Genomic DNA, 13,437 nt, shown 5'->3' on the forward strand with positions numbered 1-13,437 from the left:
GTCTACGGCGGTGGCCGGCCGCAGGGCGGCGGTCGCGGGGGCGCGGTCTACGGCGGCGGCCCCCAGGGTGGTGGCGGCCAGGGCGGCGGCCGCCCGCCGGGTGGTGGGGTCTACGGCGGCTCGCCGGGCGGCGGTGGCGGCTACGGCGGCGGCCGGCCGGGTGGCGGCGGAGGCTACGGCCCGGCCCGGGCCGAACCACCGCGCCGGGAGCCCGACCGCCGGGACCCGCGTGACGGCCGCCGCGACGGCGGCTACGGCGGCGGGGGCCAGCAGTACGGCCAGGTCTCCGGCGGCGGCCGGGACTACCGGGGCGACCGCTACTAGCGCAGGAAAAAGGGGGGTGACCGCCGGTCACCCCCCTTTCTCGTCGGCTCAGATGCGGCGGAGCACGGCGACCACGCGGCCCATGATGGTGGCGTCGTCGCCGGGGATCGGGTCGAAGGCCGGGTTCTGCGGCATCAGCCAGACGTGTCCGTCGCGCCGCCGGTAGGTCTTCACGGTCGCCTCGCCGTCGAGCATGGCCGCCACGATGTCGCCGACCTCGGCGGTCGGCTGCTGCCGGACCACCACCCAGTCGCCGTCGCAGATCGCCGCGTCGAGCATCGAGTCGCCCTTGACCTGCAGCATGAAGACCTCGCCCTCACCGACCAGCTCGCGGGGGAGGGGGAAGATGTCCTCCACCGCCTGCTCGGCGAGGATCGGACCACCGGCGGCGATCCGGCCCAGCATCGGCACGTACGCCGGGGCGGGGCGCTGGGCGCGGGCCGCCTCGTCGTCGACGTCGCTGGGGGCCCGGACGTCCACGGCGCGGGGCCGGTTGGGGTCGCGGCGCAGGAAGCCCTTCTTCTCCAGCTCCTTGAGCTGGTAGGCGACGCTCGACGGGGAGACCAGGCCGACGGCCTCGCCGATCTCGCGCACGCTCGGCGGGTAGCCGTGGCGCTCCACCCAGGTGCGGATGAACTCCAGGATGCGGCGCTGCCGGGCCGTGAGGTCGACCGTCGCCGGGTCGGGGAAGCTGCTGACCACCGGGGTGACCGCACGCACGGCGGGCTGGGCCGCCCGGCTGCGCGCGGTGCGGGGTCGACGGGTCGCCGGCGGACCCGCCCCGTCGATCGGCTGCGGGTTCTTCTGCCGGCTGGCCCGGTCCTCGGTCACGTCCGTCCTCCCTGGTCGGCGCTGGGTGCCTCGTCGGCTCGTGGTGCGTGCTCCTGTGGTGCTGTCGACCGGCCCGGCGCAATACGCCGCGCCCGGTCGTTGTTGACCGTATAGGTGAGATCGGCCATTTTCAAACATCTGTACGACCTGCCGTCGGCGTGTCGCGGCAAAATCCTGGATTTCCGAACGCCTGTTCTGATAAATGGTACGTCGCTCTCGAACGACTGTTCTATCCCCGCGTCCCATGACCCCGGCGGCCGACGTCCGTTGGGTTCCTCGGAACGCCGGGGACGGGGTGGCACGGGTGAGTGATTCTGATGACGCGCCGGACACGCCGGCCAACTTGACCTCGCTAGTACGACGGCATACGGTCGACCCCTAGATGTTGTGGTTACATGGGCGTAAGTCGCCTACAGGTTGGGTCCGGTTACCGACCGCACTCCCGTACGCCGACCCCGGCGGCGGCCGTCGAGAGACGGTGCCGCCGTGGTGACGCGTGCCCGGAGGCGGCCGGCGGGCCGCGGTCGATGAAGGAGGTCAGGCGATGCGGTGTCCGTACTGCCGACACGCCGACTCCCGGGTGGTCGACTCGCGGGAGGCCGACGACGGCCAGCTCATCCGGCGGCGGCGGTCCTGCCCGGAGTGCGGCAAGCGGTTCACCACCGTCGAGGAGGCGGTGCTCGCGGTGGTCAAGCGCAGCGGGGTGACCGAGCCGTTCAGCCGCACCAAGATCATCGGCGGGGTGCGCAAGGCGTGCCAGGGCCGGCCGGTCGACGACGACTCCATCGCGCTGCTCGCGCAGAAGGTCGAGGAGACCGTCCGGGCCAAGGGGGCCGCCGAGATCCCCAGCCACGAGGTCGGGCTGGCCATCCTCGGGCCGCTGCGCGACCTCGACGAGGTGGCCTACCTGCGGTTCGCGAGCGTCTACCGCTCCTTCGACTCGCTCGCCGACTTCGAGCGCGAGATCGAGACGCTGCGGGCCGCCGCGCGGGCGCGGGAGGGTGCCGGGGCCGTCGAGGCCGCCGGCGCGACCAGTTGAGTTTCACGGATTTCTGACAGTTTGACGACGCGCGGTGGGTGACCGCGCTGACGAGGGGGGCGAGGGCGTGACGACCAGCAAGTCACGGAACAAGGCCGGGACAGGGCTGAAGATCGAGCGCGTCTGGACGACCGAGGGGGTGCATCCCTACGACGAAGTCACCTGGGAGCGCCGCGACGTCGTGATGACGAACTGGCGGGACGGTTCGATCAACTTCGAGCAGCGCGGGGTGGAGTTCCCCGAGTCCTGGTCGGTCAACGCGGCCAACATCGTGACCACCAAGTACTTCCGGGGCGCGGTGGGGACCCCGGAACGGGAGTGGTCGCTCAAGCAGCTGATCGACCGGGTGGTCGGCACCTACCGCACCGCCGGTGAGGAGTACGGCTACTTCGCCACCCCGGCCGACGCCGAGGTGTTCGCGCACGAGCTGACCTGGATGCTGCTGCACCAGGTGTTCAGCTTCAACTCGCCGGTCTGGTTCAACGTCGGCACGCCGTCGCCGCAGCAGGTCAGCGCCTGCTTCATCCTGGCCGTCGACGACTCGATGGACTCGATCCTCGACTGGTACAAGGAGGAGGGGCTGATCTTCAAGGGCGGCTCCGGCTCCGGCGTCAACCTGTCCCGGATCCGCTCCTCCCGCGAACTGCTGTCCTCCGGCGGCAACGCCTCCGGCCCGGTCAGCTTCATGCGCGGCGCGGACGCCTCCGCCGGCACCATCAAGTCCGGCGGCGCCACCCGGCGGGCGGCCAAGATGGTCATCCTCGACGTGGACCACCCGGACATCCAGGAGTTCGTGGTCACCAAGGCGCGCGAGGAGGACAAGATCCGCGCGCTGCGGGACGCCGGCTTCGACATGGACCTGGGCGGCGCCGACATCGTCAGCGTGCAGTACCAGAACGCCAACAACTCGGTCCGGGTCTCCGACGAGTTCATGACCGCGGTGGAGAACGGCGGCGGCTTCGACCTGCGCGGCCGGCTCGACGGCCAGGTCATCGAGACGATCGACGCCAAGAAGCTTTTCCGCGGCATCTCCCAGGCGGCCTGGGAGTGCGCCGACCCCGGCCTCCAGTACGACGACACCATCAACGACTGGCACACCTGCCCGGAGACCGGGCGGATCACCGCGTCGAACCCCTGCTCGGAATACCTGCACCTGGACAACTCCTCGTGCAACCTGGCCTCGCTGAACCTCATGAAGTTCATGCGCGCCGACGGCGGCTTCGAGGTGGAGAAGTTCGTCAAGTCGGTCGAGTTCGTCATCACCGCGATGGACATCTCGATCTGCTTCGCCGACTTCCCGACCGAGAAGATCGGTGAGACCAGCCGCGCCTACCGGCAGCTCGGCATCGGCTACGCCAACCTCGGCGCGCTGCTGATGGCCTCGGGCCTGCCGTACGACTCGGAGCAGGGCCGGGAGGTCGCCGCGGCGATCACCTCGCTGATGACCGGCACCGCCTACCGCCGCTCCGCCGAGCTGGCCGGCGTCGTCGGCCCGTACGACGGCTACGCCCGCAACGCGGAGCCGCACAAGCGGGTCATGCGCAAGCACGCCGCCGCCAACGACGCGATCAAGCCGACCGGCACCGTGGCCACCGCCGTCCAGCGCGAGGCCACCAGGCAGTGGACGCTCGGCAACAAGATCGGTGACAAGAACGGCTGGCGCAACTCGCAGGCCAGCGTCCTCGCGCCGACCGGCACCATCGGCTTCATGATGGACTGCGACACGACCGGCGTGGAGCCGGACCTGGCGCTGGTCAAGTTCAAGAAGCTGGTCGGCGGCGGCTCGATGCAGATCGTCAACCAGACCGTGCCGCGCGCCCTGCGCAGCCTCGGCTACCCCGAGGAGCAGGTCGAGGCGATCGTCGAGCACATCGCCGACCACGGCCACGTGGTGGACGCCCCGGGCCTCAAGCCGGAGCACTACCCGGTCTTCGACTGCGCCATGGGGGAGCGGTCGATCGCCCCGATGGGCCACGTGCGGATGATGGCGGCGATCCAGCCGTTCGTCTCCGGCGCGATCTCCAAGACGGTCAACATGCCCGAGCAGGCCACCGTCGAGGACGTCGAGAAGATCTACTTTGAGGGCTGGAAGCTCGGCCTCAAGGCGCTGGCGATCTACCGGGACAACTGCAAGGTCGGCCAGCCGCTCTCGGTGGCCAAGTCCAACAAGACCGCCGCCGAGACCCAGGCCCCGGCCGCCGAGGTCCAGAAGGTCGTGGAGAAGGTCGTCGAGTACCGGCCGGTCCGCAAGCGGCTGCCGAAGAAGCGCCCGTCGGAGACCATCTCGTTCTCGGTCGGCGGCGCGGAGGGCTACCTCACCGCCTCGTCGTACCCGGACGACGGCCTCGGCGAGGTCTTCCTCAAGATGTCGAAGCAGGGCTCGACCCTGGCCGGCGTGATGGACGCCTTCTCGGTGGCCATCTCCATCGGTCTCCAGTACGGCGTCCCGCTGGAGACGTACGTCAGCAAGTTCACCAACATGCGCTTCGAGCCGGCCGGCATGACCGACGACCCGGACGTGCGGATGGCGGCCTCGGTGATGGATTACATCTTCCGTCGCCTGGCCCTGGACTTCCTGCCGTACGAGCGCCGCGCGGAGCTGGGCATCTTCACGGCCAAGGAGCGGGCCGCCCAGCTCGCGGCCGAGGCGGAGGCGGAGGCGAGCGGTGCGGACCTCACCGCGATGGCCGCCTCCGCCCCGGTCGAAGCGCCCGAGCCGAAGGCGGTCGTCCAGCCGAAGCAGGAGGTCGCGGACGTCGCCGCCGTCAAGCCGGCGCCGTCGGTGGGCTCCAGCACCGAACTGCTGGAGGCCGTGATCGGCAAGGCCGCGGACGCGCCGCTCTGCTTCACCTGCGGCACGAAGATGCGGCCGGCCGGCAGCTGCTACGTCTGCGAGGGCTGCGGCTCCACCAGCGGCTGCAGCTGACGCACGACCGCTCGCGAGCGCGGCAGGGATTCCCCTGCCGCGCTCGCGGCTTTCAGGACACGGCCCGCTGAAGCGACGCAGCTCACGCCGTCGGCGCCACCCCGGCACGGTGTCCGGCTGCGATGCTCGGGCCATGACCACTGCGGACCGCTACACCGCCTTCGTCCGGGAGGTGCGCGGGATGTCGCCGGCGTACGAGCGGCTGTCGGAGGCGGTCGCCCGCGACGACGAGCTGCTGGCCCGGCTCGACACCCTCCCGCCGGCCAAGCGCCAGCCGAACCTGCTCTTCGCCGCCGTCCGGCTGCTCGGCGGCCCGGTCACCGATCCGGCCACCTTTCGCGGGTACGCGCTGGCGAACTGGCCGGTGGTCGAGGCGGAGATGCGGGTCCGGGCCACGCAGACGAACGAGCCGGGCCGGTGTGCCGTACTCCTGCCGGTGCTGGCGTCGCTGCCCCAGCCGCTCGCCCTGCTGGAGGTCGGCGCCTCCGCGGGCCTGTGTCTCTACCCCGACCGGTACGCCTACCGCTACGGCGACCGTCAGCTCGGCGACGGTGAGCCGGTCCTCGACTGCGCGATCAGCGGCACGGCGCCGCCGGCCCGCCGGCCCGAGGTGGTGTGGCGGGCCGGCCTGGACCTCAACCCGCTGGACGTGACCGACCCGGCCGACGTGGCGTGGCTGGACGCGCTCATCTGGCCGGAGCACGGGCACCGCCGCGAGCGGCTGCGGGCCGCGGCGGCCGTCGCCCGGGCCGAGCCGCCGAGGCTCGTCCGGGGCGACCTGGTGGACGACCTGCCGGCGCTGGCCGCGCGGGCACCCCGGGACGCGACCCTGGTGGTCTTCCACACCTCGGTGCTGTACCAGGTGCCGCCGGCGCGGAGGGACGCGTTCGCCGAGCTGGTCCGGGAGTTGCCCGGGCACTGGATCGCCAACGAGGACCCGGACGTGCTGCGGTACCCCGCGTTGCCCGAGCCGCCGGCCGACGGGTTCTACAACGTGCTGGCCCTCGACGGGAAGCCGCTGGCCTGGACCCGGGGCCACGGCCAGGCGATCACGTGGTTCGGGTAGGCCCGCACGCCGCGCGGACACGGCCGTCGCGGTCGCAGCGCCAGATCTTGGAGACTTACCGTTCGTCAGGAACGGACAGTGTCCAAGATTCACCGCGGAGGCGAGACTGGGGCCATGGTGACGCTGCCGGCCGTTGAGGAGTTTGCGAGCGTCCTCGCGGCGCTCGGCTGGGTCACCGACCTGCTGGTGGCGGGATCGCTGGCGACCGGCGACCACCGCCCCGGCGTGAGCGATCTTGACCCGGTGGCCCTGACGGATGGGTCGGTCGACGCCGCGCGGGAGGCCGCGCTCGTTGCCGTGCACCGCCGCCTGGACGCGGGCAACGCCGCCGGGCTGCACCTGGGCTGCGTCTACGTCGACAGCGCCACCATGGTCGAGGTCGAGCGGAAGCATCCGACGTGGACGCACGGGCAGCTCGTCCAGCGCATCCTCTCCGGCGTCACCCGGGCCGAGCTGGTCCGTCACGGGTACGCCGTCCTCGGCCGCCCGCCCGGCGAGGTGTTCCCCGCCATGAGCGACGACGACGTGCGGGCCGCCGCCCGCGCCGAGCTCACCGGCTACTGGACCTGGGCGGCCCGGCGTCCGTGGCTGTGGCTGGATCCCGCCCTCGCCGACCTCGGCCTCACCTCGATGGCCCGCGGCCGGCACGCGCTCCACCACGGCGACCTGCTCACCAAGACCGCAGCGGTCGAGGCGGCCCACGCCCCGGCCTGGCTGATCGGTCAGCTGGCGGCTCGGCGCGGGGGAGAGCGGGTCACCTCGCCCCGGCTCCGCACGGCCCTGATCGCCTGGCGAGACGCCCGCCGCACCGTCCGCCAGGCCCACCGCGCGACGATCTGAGACGACGTTGATCATGAAGTTATTGTCCCGACACGCCGAAGCGGCGGGCGACAACTTCATGATCAACGGGGCGGGGTGACCTCCGTGAGGCGGGCGGTGAGGAAGGCATGTTCTGCCTCGTTGTCGACCAGGGCCAGCGCCGCGCGGTAGGCGTCCGCGGCTTCGGCAGGCCGGTCGAGGCGGCGGAGCAGGTCGGCGCGGATCGCCGGCAGGTAGTGGTAGCCGGCCAGGTGCGGATCGGCGGCCAGGGCGTCGACCTCGGCGAGGGCCGCGGCCGGTCCATCGACCATGGACACCGCGACCGCCCGGTTCAGCGCCACCACCGGCGACGACCAGCGCTTGAGCAGCTCGTCGTAGAGGCGGACGACCTGGGGCCAGTCGGTGGCGGCGTAGCTGGGGGCGATCGCGTGCAGCGAGGCGATGGCGGCCTGGAGGGCGTACCGGCCTACCCGGCCCGTGCGGAACGCGCCCAGGACCAGGTGGTTGCCCTCGGCGATGGCCGCCCGGTCCCAGCGGGACCGGTCCTGCTCCTCCAGCACCAGCAGCCGCCCCTCGGCGTCGAGGCGGGTGGCCCGGCGGGCGTCGGTGAGCAGCAGCAGGGCGAGCAGGCCACGGACCTCCGGCTCGTCGGGCATCAGGGCCAGCAGCATCCGGGTCAGGTGCACCGCCCGGTCGACCAGGTCGGCGCGGACCAGGTCGCCCCCGGTCGGCGCGGTGTGCCCGGTCGTGAAGAGCAGGTGGATCACGGTGAGCACCGCGTCGAGCCGTTCCGGCAACTCGGCGGCCTCCGGCACCCGGTAGGGGATCCGGGCGGCGGCGATCTTCTTCTTGGCCCGGGTCACCCGGGCCGCCATGGTCGTCTCGGTGACCAGGAACGCGCGGGCGATGTCGCCGGTGGCCACCCCGCAGACCAGGCGCAGGGTCAGCGCCACCTGGGCCTCCCGGGCCAGCGCCGGGTGGCAGCAGGTGAAGACCAGCCGCAGCCGGTCGTCGGGGACCGCGTCCCCGCCGGACTCCTCCGGCATCTCGGCCTCCGCCGGCTCGACGAGCAGGGGCATCTTCGACCGGAACACCTTGTCCCGGCGCAGCACGTCGAGCGCCTTGCGCTTCGCCGTGGCGGTCAGCCAGGCGCCCGGCTTGTCGGGTACGCCGTCGCGCGCCCACGCAGCCAGCGCGGCCAGGTAGGCGTCCTGCACGCACTCCTCGGCCACGTCGAGGTCGCCGGCGACGCGCGCCGTCGCGGCGAGCACGAAGGCCCACTCGCGACGGTGCGCGTCCGCCACCGCGCGTTCGGCGGCGACCGCGGCGGCGTCGCTCACTCGGCCGGCGGCTGGAAGAGCGGCCGGACCTCGACGCCGCCGTCGATGGTCGCCGGGTTCAGCTTGGCGATCTTCAGGGCCACGTCCAGGTCGGGCGCTTCCAGGATGTAGAACCCGGCGACGACCTCCTTGGCCTCGATGAACGGGCCGTCGGTGACCAGGTCGCCGCGGATCGCCGTGGCGGTGGTGCTCGGCTGGAGCGCGAACCCCGTGAGGATCTGCCCGCCCAGCTCGGTGACCTGGTCGCCGTACCGCTCCAGCAGGGCCACGTAGTCCGGGGTCAGGTCCATCGGGTCGGCCGGCGCGGGCGAGTAGACGAGGACTGCGTACTGGGCCATCGGTGTCTCCTTGGGTTGTCGTTTTCCTCTTCCGCCTCACCGACGGACGGGCGCGGCCGGATTCGACAGCGGTCCGGGAAAAATCCTGCCTCTTTTCAGGACGCCGCGAAGTCCCGCATGCGGCGCAGCGGCGAAAAGACCACGAACAGTGCCGCGCTCCACATGCCGAGCACGCAGACCAGCAGCGCCGGGCGCAGCCCGAGCCGGGTGCCGAGGGCGCCGCCGAGCAGGGCGCCGAGCGGGATGGCGCCGTAGCAGATCCACAGGAACGCGGCGTTGACCCGGCCGAGCAGCCGGGCCGGGGTGATCCGCTGCCGGTACGACATGGCGGCCACGTTGAACAGCACCGCGTTGGCCGCGAACGCGGCCGTGCCGACCGCGTAGAGCAGGGCGCCCCAGCCCGGCCGGGCCAGCGGCATGAGCAGGTAGAGCGGGCCGGGCACGGCCATCGACACCCAGATGGTCCGGGCGCCGCCGAGCAGCGCGGTCACCCGCCCGGCCAGCACGCCGGCCACCAGCCCGCCCACCGAGCCGAGGCTGAACAGGAGCCCGATGGTGGCCGGGCTGGCGTGCAGCACCCGCAATAGGTAGGGCACCTCGATGGCGCGGGTGGCCATGACGAAGAAGTTCGAGGTGGCGGTGCAGGCCAGGACCAGGGCGAGGATCCGCTGCCGGCGGATGAAACCGAGGCCCTCGGTGAGCGCCGCCCGGACCGGCACCCGGGCCTCGGCGCGGGGCGTCGGGCGGTGCCGCACCAGCAGCAGCGTGACCGCGCTGGCCAGGAAGCTCGCCGCGTCGGCGACGAAGGTGCGGGCCGCGCCGAGCAGGCCGACGAGCAGGCCGCCCGCGCTCGGCCCGGCCAGGTGGGCGAGGTTCTCGCTCACTTCGAGGCGCGCGTTGGCCGAGGTCAACTGCTCCGGCGCGACGAGGGCGGGCAGCAGGCTCCGGTACGCCACCGTGAACGCCACGGTCAGCACGCCGGAGAGCCCGACCACCGCGTACAGGAAGGCCAGCGTGAGGTGGCCGACCAGGGCGACCACCGGCACCGACAGCAGCAGCGCCGCGCGACCCAGGTCGCACGCGACCATCAGCCGCCGCTGGTCGACCCGGTCGGCCAGCATCCCGGCCGGCAGCGAGAAGATCAGGTACGGCAGCCAGGCCAGGACGGTGAGCAGGGAGACCTGGAGGACGGTGGCGTCGAGCACGTCCGCGGCGAGCAGCGGCACCGCCACCCCGGAGACCCGGGTGCCCACCTCGCTGACCGTCTGGCCGCTCCAGAGCAGCAGGAAGTTCCGGCTCCGCCACAGCGGGGTGCGGGTTCCGGGCATCGGGGGCGTCAGTTGCTGGGTCACCGGTCGGGCCTGTCCGTCGAGGTCATGCGTGTGCGACCCGGCACGGTATCCCGCCGGCCCGCTGCGGGGCGCGGCATTTCCCCGGCCGGAGACGGTCGTCGCCGAGCTGGGCGGGTACGGACGGACGCGGGGCCGGCCGGCGACTAGGGTCGTCTTTCATGATCGAACCGAACTGGCTCACCGAGACGCGCGCCGCCTACGACACGGTGGCCGTGGACTACGCACGGTTGATTCCCGACGTGCTGGAGGGCCCGCTCGACCGGGGGATGCTGGCCGCGTTCGCGGAGCTGGTGGGCCCCGGCCGGCCGGTGCTGGAGGCGGGCTGCGGGACCGGCCGGATCACCGCCCACCTGCGCGGTCTCGGGCTCGACATCTCCGGGGTCGACCTCTCCCCGGGCATGCTCGAGGTGGCCCGCCGGAACTATCCGGAGCTGCGCTTCGAGGTCGGCTCGATGACCGCGCTGGACATCCGCGACGCGGCGCTGGCCGGCCTCGTGGCCTGGTACTCGATCATCCACCTGCCGCCGGACCTGCTGCCCGGGGTGTTCGCCGAGTTCCACCGGGTGCTCGCCCCGGGCGGTCACCTGCTGATCGCGGTCAAGGCCGGCGACGAGCGGATCCGGCTGGAGCAGGCGTACGGCCACACCGTCTCGTACGACGTGTACTGGCTGCCGCCGGAACGGCTCGCCGAGCAGCTCACGGCGGCTGGGTTCGCCGTGCACGCCACGCTGGTCCGGGAAGCGGAGGAGCTGGACCGGGGGCCGCAGGCGTTCCTGCTCGCCCGGAAGGCCGACCGGTGACCGTCGCGCTCTTCACCCTGGGCGGCACGATCGCCATGGCGGGCACCGGTTCCGGGGGAGTGGTCAGCCGGCTCACCGGCGCCGACCTCACGGCCGCCGTACCGGGGCTCGCCGACATCCCGCTCGACGTGCGGGACGTCGAGGCGGTGCCCAGCGCCGCCCTGGCGTACCGGCAGATCCTGGACCTGGTGGACGCGGCGGGCGCGCCAATCGCCGACGGGGCGACCGGCGTGGTGGTGACCCAGGGCACCGACACCCTGGAGGAGAGCGCCTTCCTGGCCGACCTGGTCTGGCCGCACCCGGCGCCGCTGGTGTTCACCGGCGCGATGCGCAACCCCACCCTGGCCGGCCCGGACGGCCCGGCCAACCTGCTTGCCGCCGCCCGGGTCGCCGCCGCGCCGGCCGCGCGGGACCTGGGGGTGCTGGTGGCGTTCAACGACGAGATCCACGCGGCCCGCTTCGCCCGCAAGACCCACAGCACCAGCACGGCCACGTTCGCCTCGCCCAACGCCGGGCCGCTCGGGCACGTCATCGAGGGCGAGGTACGGCTGCTCACCCGCCCGCCCCGGCACGCCCCGCTGCCGCCGGTGGACGGCGACCGGCTGGCCGCCACCCGGGTGGCGCTGCACACCGTCACCCTCGACGACGACCCGGCGCTGCTCGACGCGCTCACCCCGGGCCTGGACGGCCTCGTGGTGGCCGGCTTCGGGGTGGGGCACGTGCCGCCGGACTTCGCCCCGGCGCTGGGCGAGCTGGCCGCGCGGATGCCGGTGGTGCTCGCCTCCCGGACCGGGGCCGGGTCGGTGCTGCGGAACACCTACGGCGCGGTCGGCTCGGAGACCGACCTGCGGCGGCGCGGGCTGGTCCGCGGTGGGCTGCTCGACCCGTACAAGGCGAAGGTGCTGCTCCGGCTGCTGCTGGCCGGCGGCGCGGACCGGGCGGCGGTCGCCGCGGCGTTCGACCGGCACGGCTGAGCCGGCGCCTCGGGGCAGCCTCCGTAGACTCGCGCGGTGACCGGAGAGCGACGACCCCTGGCGGACCGGCCGTTGGCCGAGCCGCACCCGTCGCGGCTGTCGCCCGACCACCCGGACCGGGCGCGGATCCTGGCCGCCCACGCCGCCGCCCTGGCCGCCGGTGAGGCCGGCTACCTCGACCCGGAGACCGGGCTGTTCGTGCTCAGCGCCGGTTTCCTGGCCCGCCGCGGCACGTGCTGCGGGCGAGGATGCCGGCACTGTCCGTACGTGGTCGATTGAGGACTTCCGTCCCGGCGGGGTTGCCCGTACGGTGGCCGACGGACATCCGGCGGGCGGTGCCCGCCGACGACTGCGGAGGTCTCCACGTGCGCGCCCGTACCTGGCTGGCCGCTTCGGCCGTACTGCTGACCGCCGGCTGCGCCAAGGAGGCCACGCGGGTGGCGGTGCCGGCGGCCGGGCCGAAGGCGGTCGAGGTGTCCGCCGCCTCGTCGGGCGGCGCGTGCCGGCTGCTCGACTTCGCGGTGATCGCCAAGCACACCGGCGGCACGTTCGACGTGGCCGCCGCCATGGACAAGGGCGACACGCACACCTGCGTGGTCCGGGCCGAGCAGGCGGTGCTGCCGGAGCTGACCCTCACGGTGACCGACACGTCGATCGACACGTCGACCTTCACCCTCGACGTGCTGCCCCGGGGCGCGAAGAAGGTCACCAAGCTCGGGAAGATCGCCTACCGGCACACGCTGCCGAAGACCGCGAAGAACGGCCCGGTGGCGGAGGTGGGCTGGCTGGCCGGCGAGGGGCGGCTGGTCACGCTGCGCTGGACCACCCCGCGTGGCACCGCCACGGCCGAGGCGGACAAGGCGGCCGGCAAGCTGGTCAACCTCGCCAGGGTGGTCGACACCCGGCAGCTCTGACCGCCGGGCGGCCCGGTCAGCGGGCCGCGACGAACACCCGGGAGGCCACCTCGCGGGGCAGCCGGACCCGGTCGCCGGAGCGGTCGATGGAGACGCCGTCGCGTTCCTGGGCCACGGTCACCGTGGCGCCCGGGTCGACGCCCGCCGCGTGCAGCTGCCGGAGCACGTCGGCGTCGGTCTGCACGCTTTCGCAGATCCGCCGCACCACGACCGGCCCGGACAGGCCCGGGAAGGCCAGGTTCCGCTCGCCCTCCGCGGTCTCGACCTCGCGCAGGCCCGGCTCGCCCAGCTCCTCGAGGCCGGGGATCGGGTTTCCGTAGGGGGAGCGGGTCGGGCGGTTGAGCAGGTCGTAGACCCGCTTCTCGACCGCGTCGCTCATCACGTGCTCCCAGCGGCAGGCCTCGTCGTGGGCCTCCTCGTAGGGCATCCCGATCACGTTGACGAGCAGCAGCTCGGCGAGCCGGTGCTTGCGCATGACCGAAACGGCCGAGGTGCGGCCCAGCGCGGTGAGCATCAGGTGGCGGTCGCCCTCGACGGTGAGCAGGCCGTCCCGCTCCATGCGGGCCACGGTCTGGCTGACGGTGGGACCACTCTGCTTCAGCCGCTCCGCGATCCGCGCGCGCAGCGGCGGCACCCCCTCCTCTTCCAGCTCGAGGATGGTGCGCAGGTACATCTCGGTCGTGTCGACCAGGTCATGCTTCACGTCAGCGTCCC

General features: G+C 73.1%; 13 protein-coding genes and 1 pseudogene. 9 read left to right on the top strand and 5 right to left on the bottom strand.

Annotation, left to right across the window (positions count from 1 at the left end; translation table 11 throughout):
• Nucleotides 1-324 (top strand): annotated as a pseudogene (locus F8274_RS06395) (hypothetical protein); the annotation flags it as partial.
• A 48-nt stretch (nucleotides 325-372) separates the two neighbouring features.
• On the opposite strand, the gene lexA reads toward F8274_RS06395, so the two are convergent.
• The gene (gene lexA, locus F8274_RS06400; RefSeq protein ID WP_151461355.1) at nucleotides 373-1,155 is read right to left on the bottom strand and encodes a transcriptional repressor LexA; all 783 of its coding nucleotides are present in this window, start codon (nucleotides 1,153-1,155) and stop codon (nucleotides 373-375) included.
• Between the two features lie 544 nt (nucleotides 1,156-1,699).
• Here lexA and nrdR point away from each other — a divergent pair.
• The 4 genes from nrdR (at nucleotide 1,700) to F8274_RS06420 (ending at nucleotide 7,026) form a co-directional block, all read left to right on the top strand.
• Nucleotides 1,700-2,194 (top strand): transcriptional regulator NrdR, encoded by a 495-nt coding sequence (gene nrdR / locus F8274_RS06405; RefSeq protein ID WP_151461356.1) that lies wholly within the window; start codon nucleotides 1,700-1,702, stop codon nucleotides 2,192-2,194.
• A 34-nt stretch (nucleotides 2,195-2,228) separates the two neighbouring features.
• Nucleotides 2,229-5,120, top strand: a complete 2,892-nt coding sequence (locus F8274_RS06410; protein ID WP_151461357.1) for a vitamin B12-dependent ribonucleotide reductase — start codon at nucleotides 2,229-2,231, stop codon at nucleotides 5,118-5,120.
• A gap of 133 nt (nucleotides 5,121-5,253) precedes the next feature.
• On the top strand, nucleotides 5,254-6,186 hold the full coding sequence (locus F8274_RS06415; RefSeq protein ID WP_151461358.1) for a DUF2332 domain-containing protein: 933 nt from the start codon (nucleotides 5,254-5,256) through the stop codon (nucleotides 6,184-6,186).
• 114 nt (nucleotides 6,187-6,300) lie between these two features.
• Nucleotides 6,301-7,026, top strand: a complete 726-nt coding sequence (locus tag F8274_RS06420) for a hypothetical protein (RefSeq protein ID WP_151461359.1) — start codon at nucleotides 6,301-6,303, stop codon at nucleotides 7,024-7,026.
• 62 nt (nucleotides 7,027-7,088) lie between these two features.
• On the opposite strand, the gene F8274_RS06425 is transcribed toward F8274_RS06420, so the two are convergent.
• The 3 genes from F8274_RS06425 to F8274_RS06435 all read right to left on the bottom strand — a co-directional run bounded on the left by F8274_RS06425 (nucleotide 7,089) and on the right by F8274_RS06435 (nucleotide 10,035).
• Nucleotides 7,089-8,276 carry an RNA polymerase sigma factor gene (locus tag F8274_RS06425; protein WP_151461406.1) on the bottom strand — a complete coding sequence of 396 codons (1,188 nt, stop codon included), beginning with the start codon at nucleotides 8,274-8,276 and terminating at the stop codon, nucleotides 7,089-7,091.
• A 65-nt stretch (nucleotides 8,277-8,341) separates the two neighbouring features.
• Entirely contained in the window at nucleotides 8,342-8,683 is a 342-nt protein-coding gene (locus F8274_RS06430) for a YciI family protein (protein WP_151461360.1), read from the bottom strand.
• 95 nt (nucleotides 8,684-8,778) lie between these two features.
• Complete coding sequence (locus F8274_RS06435; RefSeq protein WP_151461361.1) at nucleotides 8,779-10,035, bottom strand: MFS transporter; 1,257 nt, start codon at nucleotides 10,033-10,035, stop codon at nucleotides 8,779-8,781.
• A gap of 158 nt (nucleotides 10,036-10,193) precedes the next feature.
• Between F8274_RS06435 and F8274_RS06440 the strand changes: the two genes are divergently transcribed.
• The 4 genes from F8274_RS06440 (at nucleotide 10,194) to F8274_RS06455 (ending at nucleotide 12,723) form a co-directional block, all read left to right on the top strand.
• A complete protein-coding gene (locus tag F8274_RS06440; protein WP_151461362.1) occupies nucleotides 10,194-10,835 on the top strand; it encodes a class I SAM-dependent methyltransferase in 642 nt (213 codons plus the stop codon).
• On the top strand, nucleotides 10,832-11,809 hold the full coding sequence (locus tag F8274_RS06445) for an asparaginase (protein ID WP_151461363.1): 978 nt from the start codon (nucleotides 10,832-10,834) through the stop codon (nucleotides 11,807-11,809). The genes F8274_RS06440 and F8274_RS06445 overlap by 4 nt, the downstream gene beginning before the upstream one ends.
• A 36-nt stretch (nucleotides 11,810-11,845) precedes the next feature.
• Nucleotides 11,846-12,088, top strand: coding sequence for a DUF5522 domain-containing protein (locus F8274_RS06450; RefSeq protein WP_151461364.1), 243 nt, complete (start codon nucleotides 11,846-11,848; stop codon nucleotides 12,086-12,088).
• A gap of 86 nt (nucleotides 12,089-12,174) precedes the next feature.
• Nucleotides 12,175-12,723 carry a hypothetical protein gene (locus F8274_RS06455; protein WP_151461365.1) on the top strand — a complete coding sequence of 183 codons (549 nt, stop codon included), beginning with the start codon at nucleotides 12,175-12,177 and terminating at the stop codon, nucleotides 12,721-12,723.
• Nucleotides 12,724-12,739: 16 nt separating this feature from the next.
• Here F8274_RS06455 and F8274_RS06460 read toward each other — a convergent pair whose 3' ends face one another.
• Nucleotides 12,740-13,426: a metal-dependent transcriptional regulator gene (locus F8274_RS06460; protein WP_151461366.1), complete on the bottom strand. Its 687-nt coding sequence runs from the start codon at nucleotides 13,424-13,426 to the stop codon at nucleotides 12,740-12,742.
• Between the last annotated feature and the right edge of the window lie 11 nt (nucleotides 13,427-13,437).

Source organism: Micromonospora sp. AMSO31t, assembly GCF_008868175.1.
Taxonomy (GTDB): Bacteria; Actinomycetota; Actinomycetes; order Mycobacteriales; family Micromonosporaceae; genus Micromonospora.

What these genes read in the sequence shown, in the direction of transcription:
- nrdR (WP_151461356.1), top strand. Translation starts at nt 1,700, where the DNA reads ATGCGGTGTCCGTACTGCCGACACGCCGACTCCCGGGTGGTCGACTCG.
- F8274_RS06415 (WP_151461358.1), top strand. Translation starts at nt 5,254, where the DNA reads ATGACCACTGCGGACCGCTACACCGCCTTCGTCCGGGAGGTGCGCGGG.
- F8274_RS06420 (WP_151461359.1), top strand. Translation starts at nt 6,301, where the DNA reads ATGGTGACGCTGCCGGCCGTTGAGGAGTTTGCGAGCGTCCTCGCGGCG.
- F8274_RS06430 (WP_151461360.1), bottom strand. Translation starts at nt 8,683, where the DNA reads ATGGCCCAGTACGCAGTCCTCGTCTACTCGCCCGCGCCGGCCGACCCG.
- F8274_RS06440 (WP_151461362.1), top strand. Translation starts at nt 10,194, where the DNA reads ATGATCGAACCGAACTGGCTCACCGAGACGCGCGCCGCCTACGACACG.